Source organism: Spirillospora sp. NPDC000708 (assembly GCF_040299565.1).
Lineage (GTDB): Bacteria > Actinomycetota > Actinomycetes > Streptosporangiales > Streptosporangiaceae > Spirillospora.
In genome coordinates this window covers 135,576-149,223 of the sequence record NZ_JBEPCJ010000009.1, presented here as the reverse complement: position 1 = coordinate 149,223, position 13,648 = coordinate 135,576, and the positions used below count along the sequence as shown (strand labels likewise).

General features: G+C 70.0%; 12 protein-coding genes. 4 read left to right on the top strand and 8 right to left on the bottom strand.

Annotation, left to right across the window (positions count from 1 at the left end):
- Window positions 1-54: 54 nt before the first annotated feature.
- Complete coding sequence (locus ABT299_RS09735; protein WP_190853301.1) at window positions 55-930, bottom strand: YhjD/YihY/BrkB family envelope integrity protein; 876 nt, start codon at window positions 928-930, stop codon at window positions 55-57.
- Window positions 931-1,157: 227 nt separating this feature from the next.
- Window positions 1,158-3,428, bottom strand: a complete 2,271-nt coding sequence (locus ABT299_RS09730; protein WP_500250378.1) for a catalase — start codon at window positions 3,426-3,428, stop codon at window positions 1,158-1,160.
- Window positions 3,429-3,613: 185 nt separating this feature from the next.
- Between ABT299_RS09730 and ABT299_RS09725 the strand changes: the two genes are divergently transcribed.
- Both ABT299_RS09725 and ABT299_RS09720 read left to right on the top strand, forming a co-directional pair.
- Window positions 3,614-4,414 carry a helix-turn-helix domain-containing protein gene (locus tag ABT299_RS09725; RefSeq protein ID WP_500250377.1) on the top strand — a complete coding sequence of 267 codons (801 nt, stop codon included), beginning with the start codon at window positions 3,614-3,616 and terminating at the stop codon, window positions 4,412-4,414.
- Window positions 4,415-4,499: 85 nt separating this feature from the next.
- Window positions 4,500-4,895 (top strand): VOC family protein, encoded by a 396-nt coding sequence (locus ABT299_RS09720; RefSeq protein WP_387025123.1) that lies wholly within the window; start codon window positions 4,500-4,502, stop codon window positions 4,893-4,895.
- Window positions 4,896-5,178: 283 nt separating this feature from the next.
- Here ABT299_RS09720 and ABT299_RS09715 read toward each other — a convergent pair whose 3' ends face one another.
- From ABT299_RS09715 to ABT299_RS09695, 5 genes are all read right to left on the bottom strand, one after another.
- The gene (locus ABT299_RS09715) at window positions 5,179-6,030 is read right to left on the bottom strand and encodes an oxidoreductase (RefSeq protein WP_500250376.1); all 852 of its coding nucleotides are present in this window, start codon (window positions 6,028-6,030) and stop codon (window positions 5,179-5,181) included.
- Window positions 6,031-6,162: 132 nt separating this feature from the next.
- On the bottom strand, window positions 6,163-7,038 hold the full coding sequence (locus ABT299_RS09710) for a helix-turn-helix transcriptional regulator (RefSeq protein ID WP_387025127.1): 876 nt from the start codon (window positions 7,036-7,038) through the stop codon (window positions 6,163-6,165).
- Between the two features lie 270 nt (window positions 7,039-7,308).
- Window positions 7,309-7,977: a hypothetical protein gene (locus ABT299_RS09705; protein WP_500250403.1), complete on the bottom strand. Its 669-nt coding sequence runs from the start codon at window positions 7,975-7,977 to the stop codon at window positions 7,309-7,311.
- A gap of 85 nt (window positions 7,978-8,062) precedes the next feature.
- Window positions 8,063-9,292, bottom strand: coding sequence for a hypothetical protein (locus ABT299_RS09700; protein ID WP_500250375.1), 1,230 nt, complete (start codon window positions 9,290-9,292; stop codon window positions 8,063-8,065).
- Between the two features lie 664 nt (window positions 9,293-9,956).
- Window positions 9,957-10,517 (bottom strand): MarR family winged helix-turn-helix transcriptional regulator, encoded by a 561-nt coding sequence (locus ABT299_RS09695; RefSeq protein ID WP_500250374.1) that lies wholly within the window; start codon window positions 10,515-10,517, stop codon window positions 9,957-9,959.
- A gap of 150 nt (window positions 10,518-10,667) precedes the next feature.
- On the opposite strand from ABT299_RS09695, the gene ABT299_RS09690 reads away from it, so the two are divergent.
- Together ABT299_RS09690 and ABT299_RS09685 are read left to right on the top strand one after the other, a co-directional pair.
- The gene (locus ABT299_RS09690; RefSeq protein WP_500250373.1) at window positions 10,668-11,582 is read left to right on the top strand and encodes an NADP-dependent oxidoreductase; all 915 of its coding nucleotides are present in this window, start codon (window positions 10,668-10,670) and stop codon (window positions 11,580-11,582) included.
- A 23-nt stretch (window positions 11,583-11,605) separates the two neighbouring features.
- Window positions 11,606-12,355 carry an SDR family NAD(P)-dependent oxidoreductase gene (locus ABT299_RS09685; RefSeq protein ID WP_433153458.1) on the top strand — a complete coding sequence of 250 codons (750 nt, stop codon included), beginning with the start codon at window positions 11,606-11,608 and terminating at the stop codon, window positions 12,353-12,355.
- A 129-nt stretch (window positions 12,356-12,484) separates the two neighbouring features.
- Here ABT299_RS09685 and ABT299_RS09680 read toward each other — a convergent pair whose 3' ends face one another.
- Window positions 12,485-13,162 (bottom strand): DUF4328 domain-containing protein, encoded by a 678-nt coding sequence (locus tag ABT299_RS09680; protein WP_500250372.1) that lies wholly within the window; start codon window positions 13,160-13,162, stop codon window positions 12,485-12,487.
- Window positions 13,163-13,648: the final 486 nt, after the last annotated feature.

Here is a 13,648-nt window from a genome sequence, read left to right as displayed (position 1 = left end):
GTGCCGGCACCCTTCACCGTCTGCGGCCCGGAGGACCCACCGGGCTGGTTCTGCTCAGTCGCGGTGCCGTTGGCGGGGAGCATGGGCGTGGCGTTCGCTGTACAGGCGGCCGGCGATGGAGCCGAGGTGGACGACGACGCCGACGGCGACCAGCCAGGACATGATGACCATGACGACGCCGATGGAGCCGTAGCTCTGCTTGTTGGAGACGATCTCGTCGGAGAAGAAGCGGGACGAGAAGGCTCCCAGCCCCACCCAGAACAGGCCGGTGGCCAGTGCCGAGGGCAGCAGGGCCATCCAGTCGGCGGCTTTCCCGAGCAGGACTTTCATCGTCCACCACCAGAACAGGACCGCCAGCGCCAGGCCGGTCAGCCCCTGGAGGATCGGTCCGACGAGGGGGCCGAGAGGGCCGAGGGCCCAGCCGAGGGCGGCGTGCGCGGCGCCGTAGCCGAGGAGGCCGGCGAGCCAGGCGCCTTGGGCGCCCAGATCCCGCAGCCCGCGGCCGGGCAGGTCGAACACCCGCCGGTACCAGCCCTGCAGTGTTCCTGCGACGGCCAGGGCTCCCAGGATCAGCAGGCATGCGCTGATCACGGTCGAGGATCCGGTGGCGGGAGTGGCGGTGAACAGGCCGGCCACGGCGTGCGAGGCCGGTTCGTCCAGGCCCAGCCAGCGGGTGACGACGGTGGCGGTGTCCTGGCCGGCCGCCGTGGTGATCACGATGAGGAACGGGAAGAAGCACAGGACCGCCAGCGCGGCCAGCTGGATGGAGTTGCCGAAGAAGTCGACCGCCGTCATCCGGGTCCACAGGGGGTTCTCCTTGATCCCCTTCAGGCGTGGGACGGCCCACTCCCGGCTCGCCCGGTGGAGGGCGCGACGCCGTGGTCGGGGCGGCGGTCCGAGCTTGTGAACCCCGGACGGTTCGGCGCTCATGTGGCAGACCTTCCCTGGCACCGCACCGCCACCTACCAGCCAGCATACGCACCTCGCCGCGCCCGGCGCCGCCGCCGGAGTGCGGGCGGTCCGACCGCGGATCTCCTCCGAATGGGGTGAATCGCGCGCCGGCCCACATCCGTTGTCGGCTTGTGTCGCGGGCCGCCCCCACGGCCTGCTTTCGCGGGACGTGGGGGCGGGACTTGCCGACGTGGTGAGCCTGCCGGTCAGGCGGGGGCGGGGAACCGTTCCCAGACGCGGTGGAGCGCGAGCAGCTCGACGACGCCGCGCAGGGCGGTGGCGGGGTCGTCGTTCACCAGCACGCCGGGCGCGTCCTGCGGGATCCCGGCCCCAGGCAGGACGGGGCGGGCGGCGGCCAGGACCCCGATCGGCTTGGCGTGCCGGTAGGCCTCCGCGAGCAGGAGCAGGACGCGCGGGTCGGTGCCCGCGTCGACGGGACCGTTGCCGGCCTTGGCGTCCCGCGCGCCGAAGGCGTCGCCGCCGGGCGCGCCCGGCGCCGCGAGGATCAGCGCGTCGAACTCCACCGAGCGCGCGGTGGCGAAGGTGCGCTGGACGGTCACCGGTTCGCCGGAGCCGAGCTGCCCGCCGGACGGCGCGATGACCAGGGGGACCATGTCCCCGTCCAGGATCGACTGCCGGAGGGAGGCCACCGCCGCCAGGTCCGCGCCGGCGTCGGCGACGATGCCGATGATGCGGCCGGCCGTCGGCCAGCTCTGGCCCACCTGGGAGAGCGCCGGGCTGGGCTGGACGTCGGGGAGCGCGCCGGCGGCCTTGGGCGCGGGGAGTCCGAGCCCGGCGGCGACCTGCTCGCACAGGTAGGGGTCGATCTCGGCCAGCACCCGCAGGTTGCGTTCCTTGATGGCCTGCTCGTAGCACTTGCCGAGTTCGAAGGTGTAGGCGGCGATGATGTGCTCGCGTTCGACCGGCGACATGCTGAGCCAGAACAGCCGGGCCTGGCTGTAGTGGTCCGCGAAGGAGGCCGGCGCCTCGCGCACCTTGCGCGCGGCGGGGACCTGCACCGGCGTCTCGACGTAACCGCCCTCCTCGCTGCCGGCGAAGAAGGGGCAGCCGCCGTCCAGGGAGTTCGGCTTGTAGGGGGCGACCCCGGAGTGCACGGCCGTCTGGTGCATGCCGTCGCGCAGCATGTCGTTGACCGGCGCGTGCGGGCGGTTGATCGGCAGTTGCCCGAAGTTGGGGCCGCCGAGCCGGGTGATCTGCGTGTCGAGGTAGGAGAACAGCCGTCCGGCCAGCAGGGGGTCGTCGGTTATGTCGATGCCGGGGACGAGGTGCCCGGGGTGGAAGGCGACCTGCTCGGTCTCGTCGAAGAAGTCGGTGGGGTTGCGGTCGAGGGTGAGCAGGCCGATCGGCTGGACGGGCGCGAGCTCCTCCGGCACGATCTTGGTGGGGTCGAGCAGGTCGATGCCCTCGAAGGTCTGCTCGGGGGTGTCGGGGAAGGTCTGGATCCCCAGTTCCCACTGCGGGTAGGCGCCCGCCTCGATGGCGTCGGCGAGGTCGCGGCGGTGGAAGTCGGGGTCCACGCCGTTGATGATCTGGGCTTCCTCCCACACCAGCGAATGCACGCCCGCCTTGGGCTTCCAGTGGAACTTCACCAGGGTCGTGCCGCCGTCCGCGTCGACCAGGCGGAAGGTGTGGACGCCGAAGCCCTCCATGGTCCGGTAGGAGCGGGGGATGCCGCGGTCGGACATGTTCCACAGCGTGTGATGGGTCGCCTCGGTGTGCAGGGACACGAAGTCCCAGAAGGTGTCGTGGGCGCTCTGCGCCTGCGGGATCTCCCTGTCGGGGTGCGGCTTGCCGGCGTGGATCACGTCCGGGAACTTGATCGCGTCCTGGATGAAGAACACCGGGATGTTGTTTCCGACCAGGTCGAACACCCCTTCGGAGGTGTAGAACTTGGTCGCGAAGCCGCGGGTGTCCCGCACGGTGTCGGCCGACCCCCGGGACCCCAGGACCGGCGAGAACCGGACGAACACCGGCGTCTCGACGTCCTTGGCGAGGAACGCCGCCTTGGTGACGCCGGACGCCGTCCCGTAGCCCTTGAAGACGCCGTGCGCGCCGGCGCCGCGCGCGTGGACGACGCGCTCGGGAATCCGCTCGTGGTCGAAATGCGTGATCTTCTCGCGCAGATGGTGGTCCTGCAGCAGCACGGGTCCGCGCGGGCCCGCCTTCAGCGAGTGGTCGCTGTCGGAGAGCCGCAGCCCCTGCGCGCCGGTCAGGTAGGAGCCGTTCTGCTCGCGCACTCCTGCGGGGGCGCCGGTCGGCCGGCCGGTCGCCGTGAACGGCTCCGGCGCACCCTGGTCGGCCTTGGGGGGCAGCGGCTTCCGCGGGTCGGTCGGTTCCTCGACCTGCGGCGGCCGGCTTCCGGGCGCGCCCGGTAGGACGTCCGACGGCGCCATCGCGTCCTTGGCCTTGTCCGCCACCTTGTCGACCACGGACTTGACCGGGTTCTTCTCCTCCACGAGTCTCCCTTCGAGGTGTCACGGCTGCCGCCGTCGTCGACCTGCTTCTTTCCTCGTGTCCGAGATCAAACGCTCGGGCGTTCCGCCCGGCGAAGGCCCGAGCTCTTTGCCCGGGCGAGGTCACCGACGCGACCTGCGACGCGTCCGGCGTGATGGCTCGCGGAAGTCGACCTAGTGTGGTGAGCATGATGTCCGCCCCTCAGCTGCCCGCGGCGCTGGCGCCGTTCGTGGCGACGCTGAGCCCCTACGATCTCGGCACGGGCTCGGCCGGTGTCCACCGCGGGCTCCCCTCGACCACGGTGTCGATCACGATCCCCGAGGACCCGATGGAGATCGCCTGGCTCGGGCGGCCCTCCTCCCGGCGGCGGTTGCGGGCCGTGGTCGCAGGGCTCCACCTGGAGGCGGCGGAGCTGCGGCAGGTGGGCGGCACCCGCGGTGTCTGGCTGACGCTCAGCCCGATCGGAGCCGGGGCTCTCCTGGGCGTCCCGGCGGCGGCGCTGGCGGGGCACTTCGTCGAGCTGGCCGACGCGGTCCCGGCGATGGCGTCCCTGCCGGAACGCCTGGCGTCCTGCCGGACGTGGCCGCAACGCCGGACCGCGGTCGTCGAGGCTCTTGCGGCCGCTCTGGCTCAGCAGGGGGCGAACGCCGACGCGAACCGTCAGCAAGCGATGCTGGCGGCGCTGTCGGGAACCGGGCGAGTGCACGAGGCGGCCCGGCGTCTGGGATGCTCGCGACGCCACTTGAGCACCGCGGTGCGCGAGGAACTGGGAGTGACGCCGAAGGAGTATCAGCGCCTCCTGCGTTTCGAGGCCGCGCGAGGCGAACTCGTCACCGCCGCACGCACCGGGACGGTCGGTCTGGCGGCCGTGGCCGCCGCGTCGGGGTTCGCCGACCAGGCGCATTTCACCCGGGAGTGGCGGGCCATGGCCGGGTGCACCCCCACCGAGTGGCTGCGAGTGGAAGGTCTGGCCGCGCGGACTCCGTGATCAGATGTGGGGTGCGATCCGTTCCTGGTGCGATCCGTTCCCAATCGTTCAAGACTCCGGCTTCGCCCGGCACCACGCTGGACGCATGAGCGCAGCCATCGACATCCTCGCCCGCGTCATCGTGCCCGATCCGGATCGCGCGTCGGCCTTCTACCGGGACGCCCTCGGTGCCGAGCAGGTGTTCCGCGCTCCGCCGGGCGACGACGGCAGGCCCGCCGTGGTCGACCACCGCGTCGGCGGCTCGTTCTTCCGCGTCTCGCCGGCCGTGGCCTCGTGGGGATGGCTGTCACCGAGCGATCTCGGCGGCTCCCCGGTCCTTCTGGAGATCGAGGTCGACGATCCTGACGCGGTCGGGGAGCGCATGGTCGCTCATGGCGCCGAGGTGGTCGTCCCGATCGAGAACCGGCCCTACGGCAAGCGCTCGGGCCGCGTCCGCGACCCGTTCGGCCACCTGTGGATCATCACCGGTGAACCGCGCTGAGCCGCCACCGGCCGCTGCGCGCGCTTCAGGACATCCTGCCCGCTGGGTGTGGACGATCGCCGTCCAGTGCCGGTGCTGCGTCTACTGTGCGGCGCCGCCCGCCACGAGTGCGGGCAGGTCCGCGAGGCCGAGGCCCGCCGCAGTCGGTGAGCCTCGGCCCTCGCGGCGAGTAGGAGAAGTCCGGCGTGGTCGGCAGACGCGGGACTGACGACGGACCAGGCACCCATCATCTGCCGGACACAGAACGCCTTCCGCTCATGCCGTCTTGGTGGATCGTCCGGAGTCAGGCGACGGTGATTCCGCCTTCGGTGGAGTCGGTGGAGTGGCTGAGTTCCTCCCAGGCGTCGAAGTCGTCCTGGACGCGTTGGCGCCCGGCGGCGACCAGGCGTACTGCGTCCGAGCCGAGCAGGACGTGCACGGGAGGCTTCTCCGCGTCCAGGAGGGCGAGGATGGCGTCGCCCGCGCGGTCGGGGTCACCGATGCCCTGACCCGCGAGGGCCTGGCGGCGGGCCCGGATCGGGTCGAACAGCGCGTCGTAGTCGGCGATGCTGCGCGGTGCGCGGACCAGTGACCTACCTGCCCAGTCGGTTTTGAACGCGCCGGGGGCCACGGCCGTGACCCGCACGCCGAACTGGGCGACCTCTTGGGCGAGGGTGTCGGTGATGCCTTCCAGGGCGTGCTTGCTGCCTTCGTAGAACGCCAGTCCGGGGAAGGTGGTGTGCCCGCCCATCGAGGTGATCACGAAGATGTGGCCGCCGCGCCGTTCCCGCATGCCGGGCAGGACCGCCTTGACGGTCGCGACCGTCCCGAACACGTTGACCTCGAACTGGCGGCGCACATCGGCCATCGATGACTCTTCGAAGGTGCCTTCGAGCCCGTAGCCGGCGTTGGCGACGAGCACTTCGACCGGGCCCAGCTCCGCTTCGGCGGCCCGCACCGTGGGCTCGATCCGGTCCGCGTCCGACAGGTCGAGGACGAAGGCCCGGGCGCGGTCGGGATTCAGGGCCCGGAAGGCGGCCGCATGCTGCTCGGTGCGCACGGTGCCCGCGACCCGGTGCCCGGCCGCCAGGGCGCGTCGGGCGATGGCCAGTCCGAGGCCGGTGCTGACGCCGGTGATCAGGAATGTCTTGCTCACTACAGGGTCCTTTCGTGGACGAGTGCCAGGCCGCGGGGCGTGCGTGGGCACGGCGGCATCGACCCCGCGGGTATGGCGGGGTCTTGGCTGGCTGGGTGGTGTCGGTGCCGGATCGCCCGGTTCGGGCGGTCGTCAGGACTCGGCGGCGGTGTCCCGGATGGTCGCGGTCGCGGGTTCGCTGCCCCAGCTGGCCAGCAGCCGCAGGCGCTCCTGAGACGGCGAGCCGGACGGCGCGCTGTAGACCACGAGCGATTGGCCCGGGTCGGCGACCGAGGTGAAGATCTCGTACTGCAGTTCCAGGTCACCGGCGACAGGGTGGTGAAGGCGTTTCAGGCCGGTGCTGCGTTCCTGGACGCGGTGTTCCGACCACCACGCCGGGAACTCCGGTGAGCGCATCATCAGCTCACCGATCAGGCCGGCGATGTGCTGGTTTCGGGGCTGGGCGGCGGCGGCCATCCGCAACCCGTGCACGTAGTCCCGGGCGACGCGTTCCCAGTCGCGCCACACCAGGCGAGCACGCGGATCCAGCAGCGTCCACCGCGCCATGCTGCGTTCCCGGCGCGGCAGCTCGGCCACCTCCGGGAACAGCAACGCCCACATCGTGTTCCCGCCGACGACGGTGAGGTTCCGGTCGCTGACGAAAGCAGGAGCCAGATCCATCGACTCCAGCACCTGCCGCAGCGCCGGTCGTAGCCGCGACGAGGGCTCGGCCCGGTCCCTGTGCCCGGCCGTGGCGCCCGCGAGGGCGAACAGATGCCGCCGCTCGACGTCATCGAACCGCAGCGCGTCGCAAAGGGCATGCAGTACCTGTTCGGACGGTTGCCGGGCGCGGCCTTGTTCCAGACGGGTGTAGTACTCGGTGCTCATCCCGGCCAGCTGTGCGACCTCACTCCGCCGCAGACCGGCGACCCGGCGACCGGCGCCGAACTCGACCGGCAGACCGATCTCATCCGGCGTGAGTCCAGCACGGCGGGCCCGCAGGAAGTCGCCCAAGTCGTTTTTGCCCATGCCCCAAGTCTGCTCAGCCGCCCGGCCGATCACCAAGGGCGTAGCTGGCCCCGCCAGTACTACGCACCGGGTCAGGCGAGGCTCGGCAAGGCCAGCCGAGAACGTCTCCACCGAGCGCCGAGCGCCGAGCGCCGAGCGCCGAGCCAGACCACATCGCCCATCTGCACGTCTGAAGAAGGCAGCATCTGGGCGGAATCCTCAACGAGTTACGAACATGCCGATTGACCTGCGCGGATGTACTTCTCGGTGAGCGCGGCGTTCTTGCCCACTTCAGATGGGCGGTATCAGATCGCTCCCGCTGATGGTGTACGTCAGCGGGGGATAGACGAAGTCCGTTTCGTTGTTCTCACGGCGCCGTAGCCGGTAGAAGTCGCGCCTCTGCTCTTCGTCGGCCAACGTGAGGCGCGCACCCTGCGGAAGCAATGCGTGCCCGTCACGAAACCGAACGAGGGTCTTTGACGTCCGGAAGGTCGCGCCTAGCCATTGGTTGTCGGTCGCCTGGGCGGACGGGTCCAGTACGATCTTGTGTTTGAGTCGCCGATTCGTGTCGGTGGAGAATGCGACGATGCTGTTGTGGCCCAGGGTGATCTCGAATTTCTCGTCACCGCCCCCCTTCGATTCGAAGATCAGCTTTCTCGAAGGGCTCGCTTCGGCGTGCCGATAACAGGAGAAGACGGCGATGAACGACCCGTCGGCCAGATCGAGGGCTTGGTCGGAATGGCCGCTCATGGTTTTGTAAGCGTTCGTGTAGCTCTCGATGAGAGCGTTGTTGAAGGCGACCGGAAGCGCCGCACGTTCTTGGATCTGTTGAGCTAGCCGTTCGTGGACCGCCCGAAAACGCTGCGTCGGGCTGCTGTATTGAGTGGTCGTGCGTACGAGAGGCACGCCTTCCGCCTCGTCGACCCTGGTGAGCACGGCGCCGCGCCGACCCTTTCCCACGTCTTCCAAGCGAGTCGAGGCTGACAGTTCTGCGAAGAGGTTCCCTTCGGACGGCAAGGCGTACGAAAGGATCTCAGTCGAGATGCTAGACCTGGGGGGCACTGTAGTCTCCCGTGTTCATGCTGAAGAAGAACGCGTCGCCGTAATCGATGAAGGACGAAGTCTTGTTCTCCTCGGCATACAGTCTGCGCAGTTCGTTCATGCCTGCCTGGGTGGGCGGCTCCAGCCTCACCAGATCACCGTCGAGTTTGAGGAATGTGCAGCCGTTCTTGTGGACGGCTTCGGCGCTCGAACAGCGCACCACATATCCCAAGCGGGTGGGGAGCAGTTCGGCGTTCAACGTCGAGGGGCGGATCTCGTGCGTGTACAGGCGGTTGGTGGACAGTGGCATGAAGAACACTGATCCGGGATAGAGAGTCACCGTGAACTGCGGAGGGAACGCGACCCCGTCGCGTTCTCCGGTCGGCTCCTTGAGACGAAAGTGGAGCTTGGTCAGACCGCTCGCACCCTTCACGCCGTAGTCGAAGGGGTCTTCGGCCAGAGGTTGCAGTTTGTCGAGCCGGTCATAGAAGGTGCAGAAGGCCATGATGCCGTTGACGGGCATGTCCTTGGTCTTGTCGGCATGCGCCGAGATCTTGGCCTTGGATTGCCTGCGCTCGTCCGTGGCAGGGGTGTTGTGGTAGATCTGAGCGAGGACGTGGTTCAGCTGTGCCTGGTTCCGGAAGACGGCGGCGGCCTCGCGGTTCAGTGCCTCGACGATGCGCTTGTCGGTCGAGCGAAAGCCCTCGGTCGGCCCGGACAGATTCGTTGAGCACCGGAGCAGGCGGAAATGCAGTTCGTCGCCGTTTCGCGTGACCGGCGTCAGATAGATTCCGCTGCGATGGGCCGTTCCGGGTTTGGTGGACTCCGTCAGGGACTGGAACTCATGCTCTGCACGGATCCGGTTGAAGTGATCGGAGTCGAGGTCGAAAAAACGCCGATAGTACACGCCGGCGCCGTGGACGCGGATGGGAACCCGACCGAGGTCGATGAGGGGCCAAGGTTCGTCACCGTCCTCGTGATACCCGTGGGAAAGATCCCGGATAACGAATACCCGGGCCGCCGTCTGCAGTTGGTGGCCGCTGATACCGGATACGTCGCCACACAGGTAGATGCTCTTCTGTGCGAGGTCGGGGGAACCAGAAGCCAGATCCTCATGCGTGATCATGGATCCGAAAAAGTCCCGGATCAAGTCATGGTCTCGCAACGTCGAAGGCGCAACCAAGATGGTGCGAATATCCTCAAGGCAGGCTTCTGCTGGTTCCGTCGTGGACATTGAGTTGTACCTGCCATTCGCGCTCTGGGACACGAACCCGCAGAGCCGACCGGATGCCTGCCGGTCCGTTTGCCCCGTTCCCGGATCTTCCGGACGGTAGAGGACGCAAGATTATCACCTTTTGGTCGGTCACGACTTGGCTGAACGGTGATCGGCGCCCGGAGGCATATTCACAAAGTTCGGCGAGCGTGTGCACGGCCTTCTCGAAGACGCCGGAGCCCTGTCGGCCATCGTCGACGCGGCACAGGTCGCCGGGAGGATCGGCGTGCGCTTCGCGGGCGCGGCCTTTACCGGGTCGCGGCAGCCGGGGGGCTGGTGGCGGTTCGGGGCCGCCGTCGCGTACGAGGTGCATGTGTACGAGGGCATGGCCGAGCGCGCCAAGGCCGAGCGGACGGAACGCCGCGCAGGCTTGGGCGGCTCTCGGCGACCATCACCGGGGTCTGCAGGAACAGCCGCTCGAACGACGCCTTCCAGACGTAAGCCGACCTATCCAGCCTGAACGGCGCGCCCTCGGCGTCGGGATCGGCGTCCTCTGGCAGCTCGAAGCCGAGGTCCCGTTCCGGGCCGAGGCCCTGCACTGGCTGGCCTCCCGTCGCCAAGGGCGCCGGGGCGGCGTCGTCCCCTGAGTCCGAAGCGCGTGCCGTCGACACCGGTAGGGGAGAGGTCAGTCCTGGTCAGGGCTGGTCCAGCGCGACTGGCGGCCGGAGGGGCGCGGGAGCGTGCCGCGGGCGAGGATCTGCTCGTGTATCTGGTCGAGGGCCGTGTGCAGCGGCGCGAGCAGGTCGGGGTCGAGCCCGTCGAAGAACATCTGCTTCACCAGTGCGGCATGTCCGGGGGTGGCCCGGCGCAGCGCCGCGGCGCCCGTCGGGGTCAGCACGGCGTCGGTCGCCCGGGCGTCGCTGCTCGACGGGCGGCGCTCGACCAACCCGCGCGCTTCCATGCGCAGCACCTGGTGGGAGACCCGGCTGCGCTCCCAGCCGATCCGGATCGCCAGGTCGCTGAGCTGCAGTCGCCTGCCCGGGGAGTCGGCCAGTGCGTTGAGGACGTGGAAGTCCTGGTGGGAGAGGTCGCCGTCGACCTGCAGTTCGCGGTTGATCTCGTAGTTGAGGCGCAGCGCCACCCGCATGTACGCGAACCAGGTCGCTTCCTGCTCGGCGGTCAGACCGCCGGCCTCGCGGGGTGCCGACCCGTCCGCGCGGTCCCGCCGGTCCTTCGCCTTCGCCATGCGGCCTGCCCCTCTGCGAGATCACCGGCGTCGCGCTCAGGTTAGCCAACCAGGTGCGCAGGACGCGCCGGGACTATTTACGTGACACATCACGTTAGGGCATGCGTGACACATCACGTAAAGCCGCGAGGGCGGCGGATGGAGACGGTGATGACGAAGGCGATCGTGCTCAGTGACTACGGAGCCCCCGAGGTGCTGGTCCCGAGCGAGATGGAGGTCGGGTCACCGGGGCCGGGGCGGATCCGGGTGAACATCGCGTTCGCCGGGGTCGGCCCGACCGATCTGGCGATCCGGTCGGGGCGGCTGAAGGGCGCGTTCGGCGCGCACCCGGGGTCGGTCCTCGGCTTCGAGGCGGCCGGCACGGTCGACGCGGTCGGCCCGTCGGTGGACGACGTTCGGCCGGGCGACCCGGTTGCCGTCTTCCTCCCCGGACTCGGCGGCTACGCCGAGCAGGTACTGGCCCGTCACTGGGTGCGAGTGCCGGAGCAGGTCGGTCTGCAGGACGCCGCGGCGCTACCGGCCTCGGGGGAGGCTGCGGCGCGCGTGGTCGATGAGGTCGGCGTCGCCTCTGGCGAGACGGTGCTGGTCGTCGGGGCGGCGGGGTCGGTCGGGCTGATCGCCGCCCGGCTCGCGGCCGCGCGCGGTGCCCGGGTGCTGGCCGCGGTCCGTCCCGAGGACTTCGCCCTCCTGGAGAAGGCGGGCGCCACCCCGGTCGCCTACGGTCCCGCGCTGGCGGCGAACGTCCGGGCGGCCGCCGGGCGGGTGGACGCGGTCATCGACGCGTCCGGCGCCGGCGTGCTCGGTGCCGCGGTCGAGCTGGCCGGCGGGCCCGGCCGGGTGGTCACCCTGTCCGACCCGCATGCCGCCGACTTCGGCGTCCGGCTGTCCGGACCGGACGGCCCGCGCATCGACGAACGGCTGCGCGACGTCATGACGGCGCTGGCCACGGGAGAGATCACGCTGCGGTCCCGGACCGTCGCGCCGCTGGCCGACGCCGCGAGGATCCACCGCGAGCTGGAGACCGGCGGGCTGCGGACCAAGGTCCTGCTGTCCGCGCGGGCCTGAGACATTCGAGAGGAGCATCGATCATGGGTCAGCTGGACCACAAGGTCGCCCTGGTCACCGGTGGCACATCGGGAATCGGTCGGGCGACGGCGCAGCGGTTCGCCGACGAGGGCGCGTTCGTCTTCGTCACCGGGCGCCGCCAGGCCGAACTCGACGCGACCGTCGAGACGCTGGGAGCCAACGGCCGGGGAGTGCGCGGCGACGTGTCCCGCGCCGACGACCTCGAGGAGATCTTCGCGCAGATCCGCCGGCACGGACGCGGCCTCGACGTGCTGTTCGCCAACGCCGGCGGCGGCTCGTTCGCGCCCCTGCCCGACGTCACCCCCGAGCACTTCGACGAGACATTCTCGATCAACGTGCGCGGCACGCTGTTCACCGTGCAGAAGTCGCTTCCGCTGCTCAACCCGGGAGCGTCGGTCATCCTGGCCGGTTCGACCGCGGCCACCAGCGGCACGGCGGCGTTCGGCGTCTACGCCGCGAGCAAGGCCGCGATCCGGTCGTTCGCCCGCACCTGGGCCGTGGAACTGGCGGACCGGGGCGTCCGGGTGAACACGATCGTGCCGGGCCCGATCGAGACCGAGGGGCTGCGCGGCCTGGCCCCCGACGAGGCCGCGGCCGACGACCTCGTGCGGCAGTTGGGCGAGGCCCTGCCGCTCGGACGTCCGGGACGGCCGGAGGAAGTCGCCAACGCGGTGCTGTTCCTCGCCTCCGACCAGAGCAGCTTCGTCACCGGCAGCGAACTGTTCGCCGACGGCGGCGACGAGCAGCAGTAGTCCCCCCGGGGCCGCCGGCTGAACCCGGCGCTGTCCGGAGCGGTCCTGTGCGGGGCCGCTCCGGACACACGGGCGATGAGCAAAGAGCGTCGGCGGGTTCGATCACCGACCGCCGGACCCGACGTCCGCTCAGGCCGGTGCGGGTTCACCGCCAAGAGCGGGTTCGTGAACACCGGGCGCGCTCGCAACGGCCGCCGCCAGGCGGACGGCGTGGTCCTCCTGGAAACGCGTGAGCCGCCACACCACCAGCGCGCCGAACACGGCCGCGGCCACCCCGTCCACCGCGACCGGCACATAGAGGGTGAGCACGTTGCCGATGTGCCCTCCGGTACCGGCGAGGGTCAGCCGCGACGACAGCCGGACGCCCGCCAGATAGACGAGCCACGTCGCCCACCACGCGTTGACCTGCCAGATCGACGCGCCGGGCGGGGCGCTGGCGCGCCACACCGCGCCGACGATGGCGCGCGGAACGCGCAGGTTCAGGAAGGGAACGAACCAGCCGAAGATCACCCACGGACGGCCCCACCCGTCCGGGATGTCGATGACGTCGGCGTTCGTCCGTGCCCGCCACAGCCAGACGATCACGGGGACGGCGGTGAGGAGGGTCAGCCCGTACTCCGCGGCCGATCCGACCGCCAGGACGTCGCACACCCGGTCGGCCGTCGATGTGACGCCGCCCCCGCTGAGCAGCGCGATCGCCCAGATCGCCGTCCCGGCGAGGACGGCGAGCAGCAGCGCGTTCGCGGCGAGCCCGGCCAGCGCCGCCAGCGCCGCCGCCCGCGGCGGCTTGATGATCTGATGCGTCACGGGTGGACCGTACCTTTCGCCTCCGGGGAAAAACGAAAAGTGATCTTTGCAGAAGCGGCCGGTGCGCGGAACCGCACGAAGATCACAAGACAGTGACGGCTCAGGCCGCCGGTAATTTCGGCGCGTCCGATTCCGGAAACCGATGTAGCTCACCGCAACTACGGAGGGTCGCGTTTCTCGTTCGGGCCGAACGTGAACCGAGCTGCCGACCGAGATCGACGGCCCCGAACGTGCCTTCTCGAGCTGCTGAGCGGCGGGCCGACGGCCTGCGTCCGGGGGCGGCGAACTACCGCTGCCTCACCGCCGATGTGACTGCCGAAAACCATGTCCATGCGGATGAAATCGACGGGCCGGCGGGGCTCCACCATGGGACTCGATCAGCCGTAAAGAAAGAGCGCCGAGAGTTCTGGTGCTGCGGCATCAGATCGGCGTACAGGAGCATCAGCTTGTCGTTTCACTGCGGTGGACGCCGCTGGCGGCGCTGCC

Bases quoted from the DNA above. Each gene is read 5' to 3' on its own strand.
- ABT299_RS09735 (WP_190853301.1), bottom strand. From the start codon at position 930: ATGAGCGCCGAACCGTCCGGGGTTCACAAGCTCGGACCGCCGCCCCGA.
- ABT299_RS09725 (WP_500250377.1), top strand. From the start codon at position 3,614: ATGATGTCCGCCCCTCAGCTGCCCGCGGCGCTGGCGCCGTTCGTGGCG.
- ABT299_RS09720 (WP_387025123.1), top strand. From the start codon at position 4,500: ATGAGCGCAGCCATCGACATCCTCGCCCGCGTCATCGTGCCCGATCCG.
- ABT299_RS09710 (WP_387025127.1), bottom strand. From the start codon at position 7,038: ATGGGCAAAAACGACTTGGGCGACTTCCTGCGGGCCCGCCGTGCTGGA.
- ABT299_RS09700 (WP_500250375.1), bottom strand. From the start codon at position 9,292: ATGTCCACGACGGAACCAGCAGAAGCCTGCCTTGAGGATATTCGCACC.
- ABT299_RS09695 (WP_500250374.1), bottom strand. From the start codon at position 10,517: ATGGCGAAGGCGAAGGACCGGCGGGACCGCGCGGACGGGTCGGCACCC.
- ABT299_RS09690 (WP_500250373.1), top strand. From the start codon at position 10,668: ATGACGAAGGCGATCGTGCTCAGTGACTACGGAGCCCCCGAGGTGCTG.
- ABT299_RS09685 (WP_433153458.1), top strand. From the start codon at position 11,606: ATGGGTCAGCTGGACCACAAGGTCGCCCTGGTCACCGGTGGCACATCG.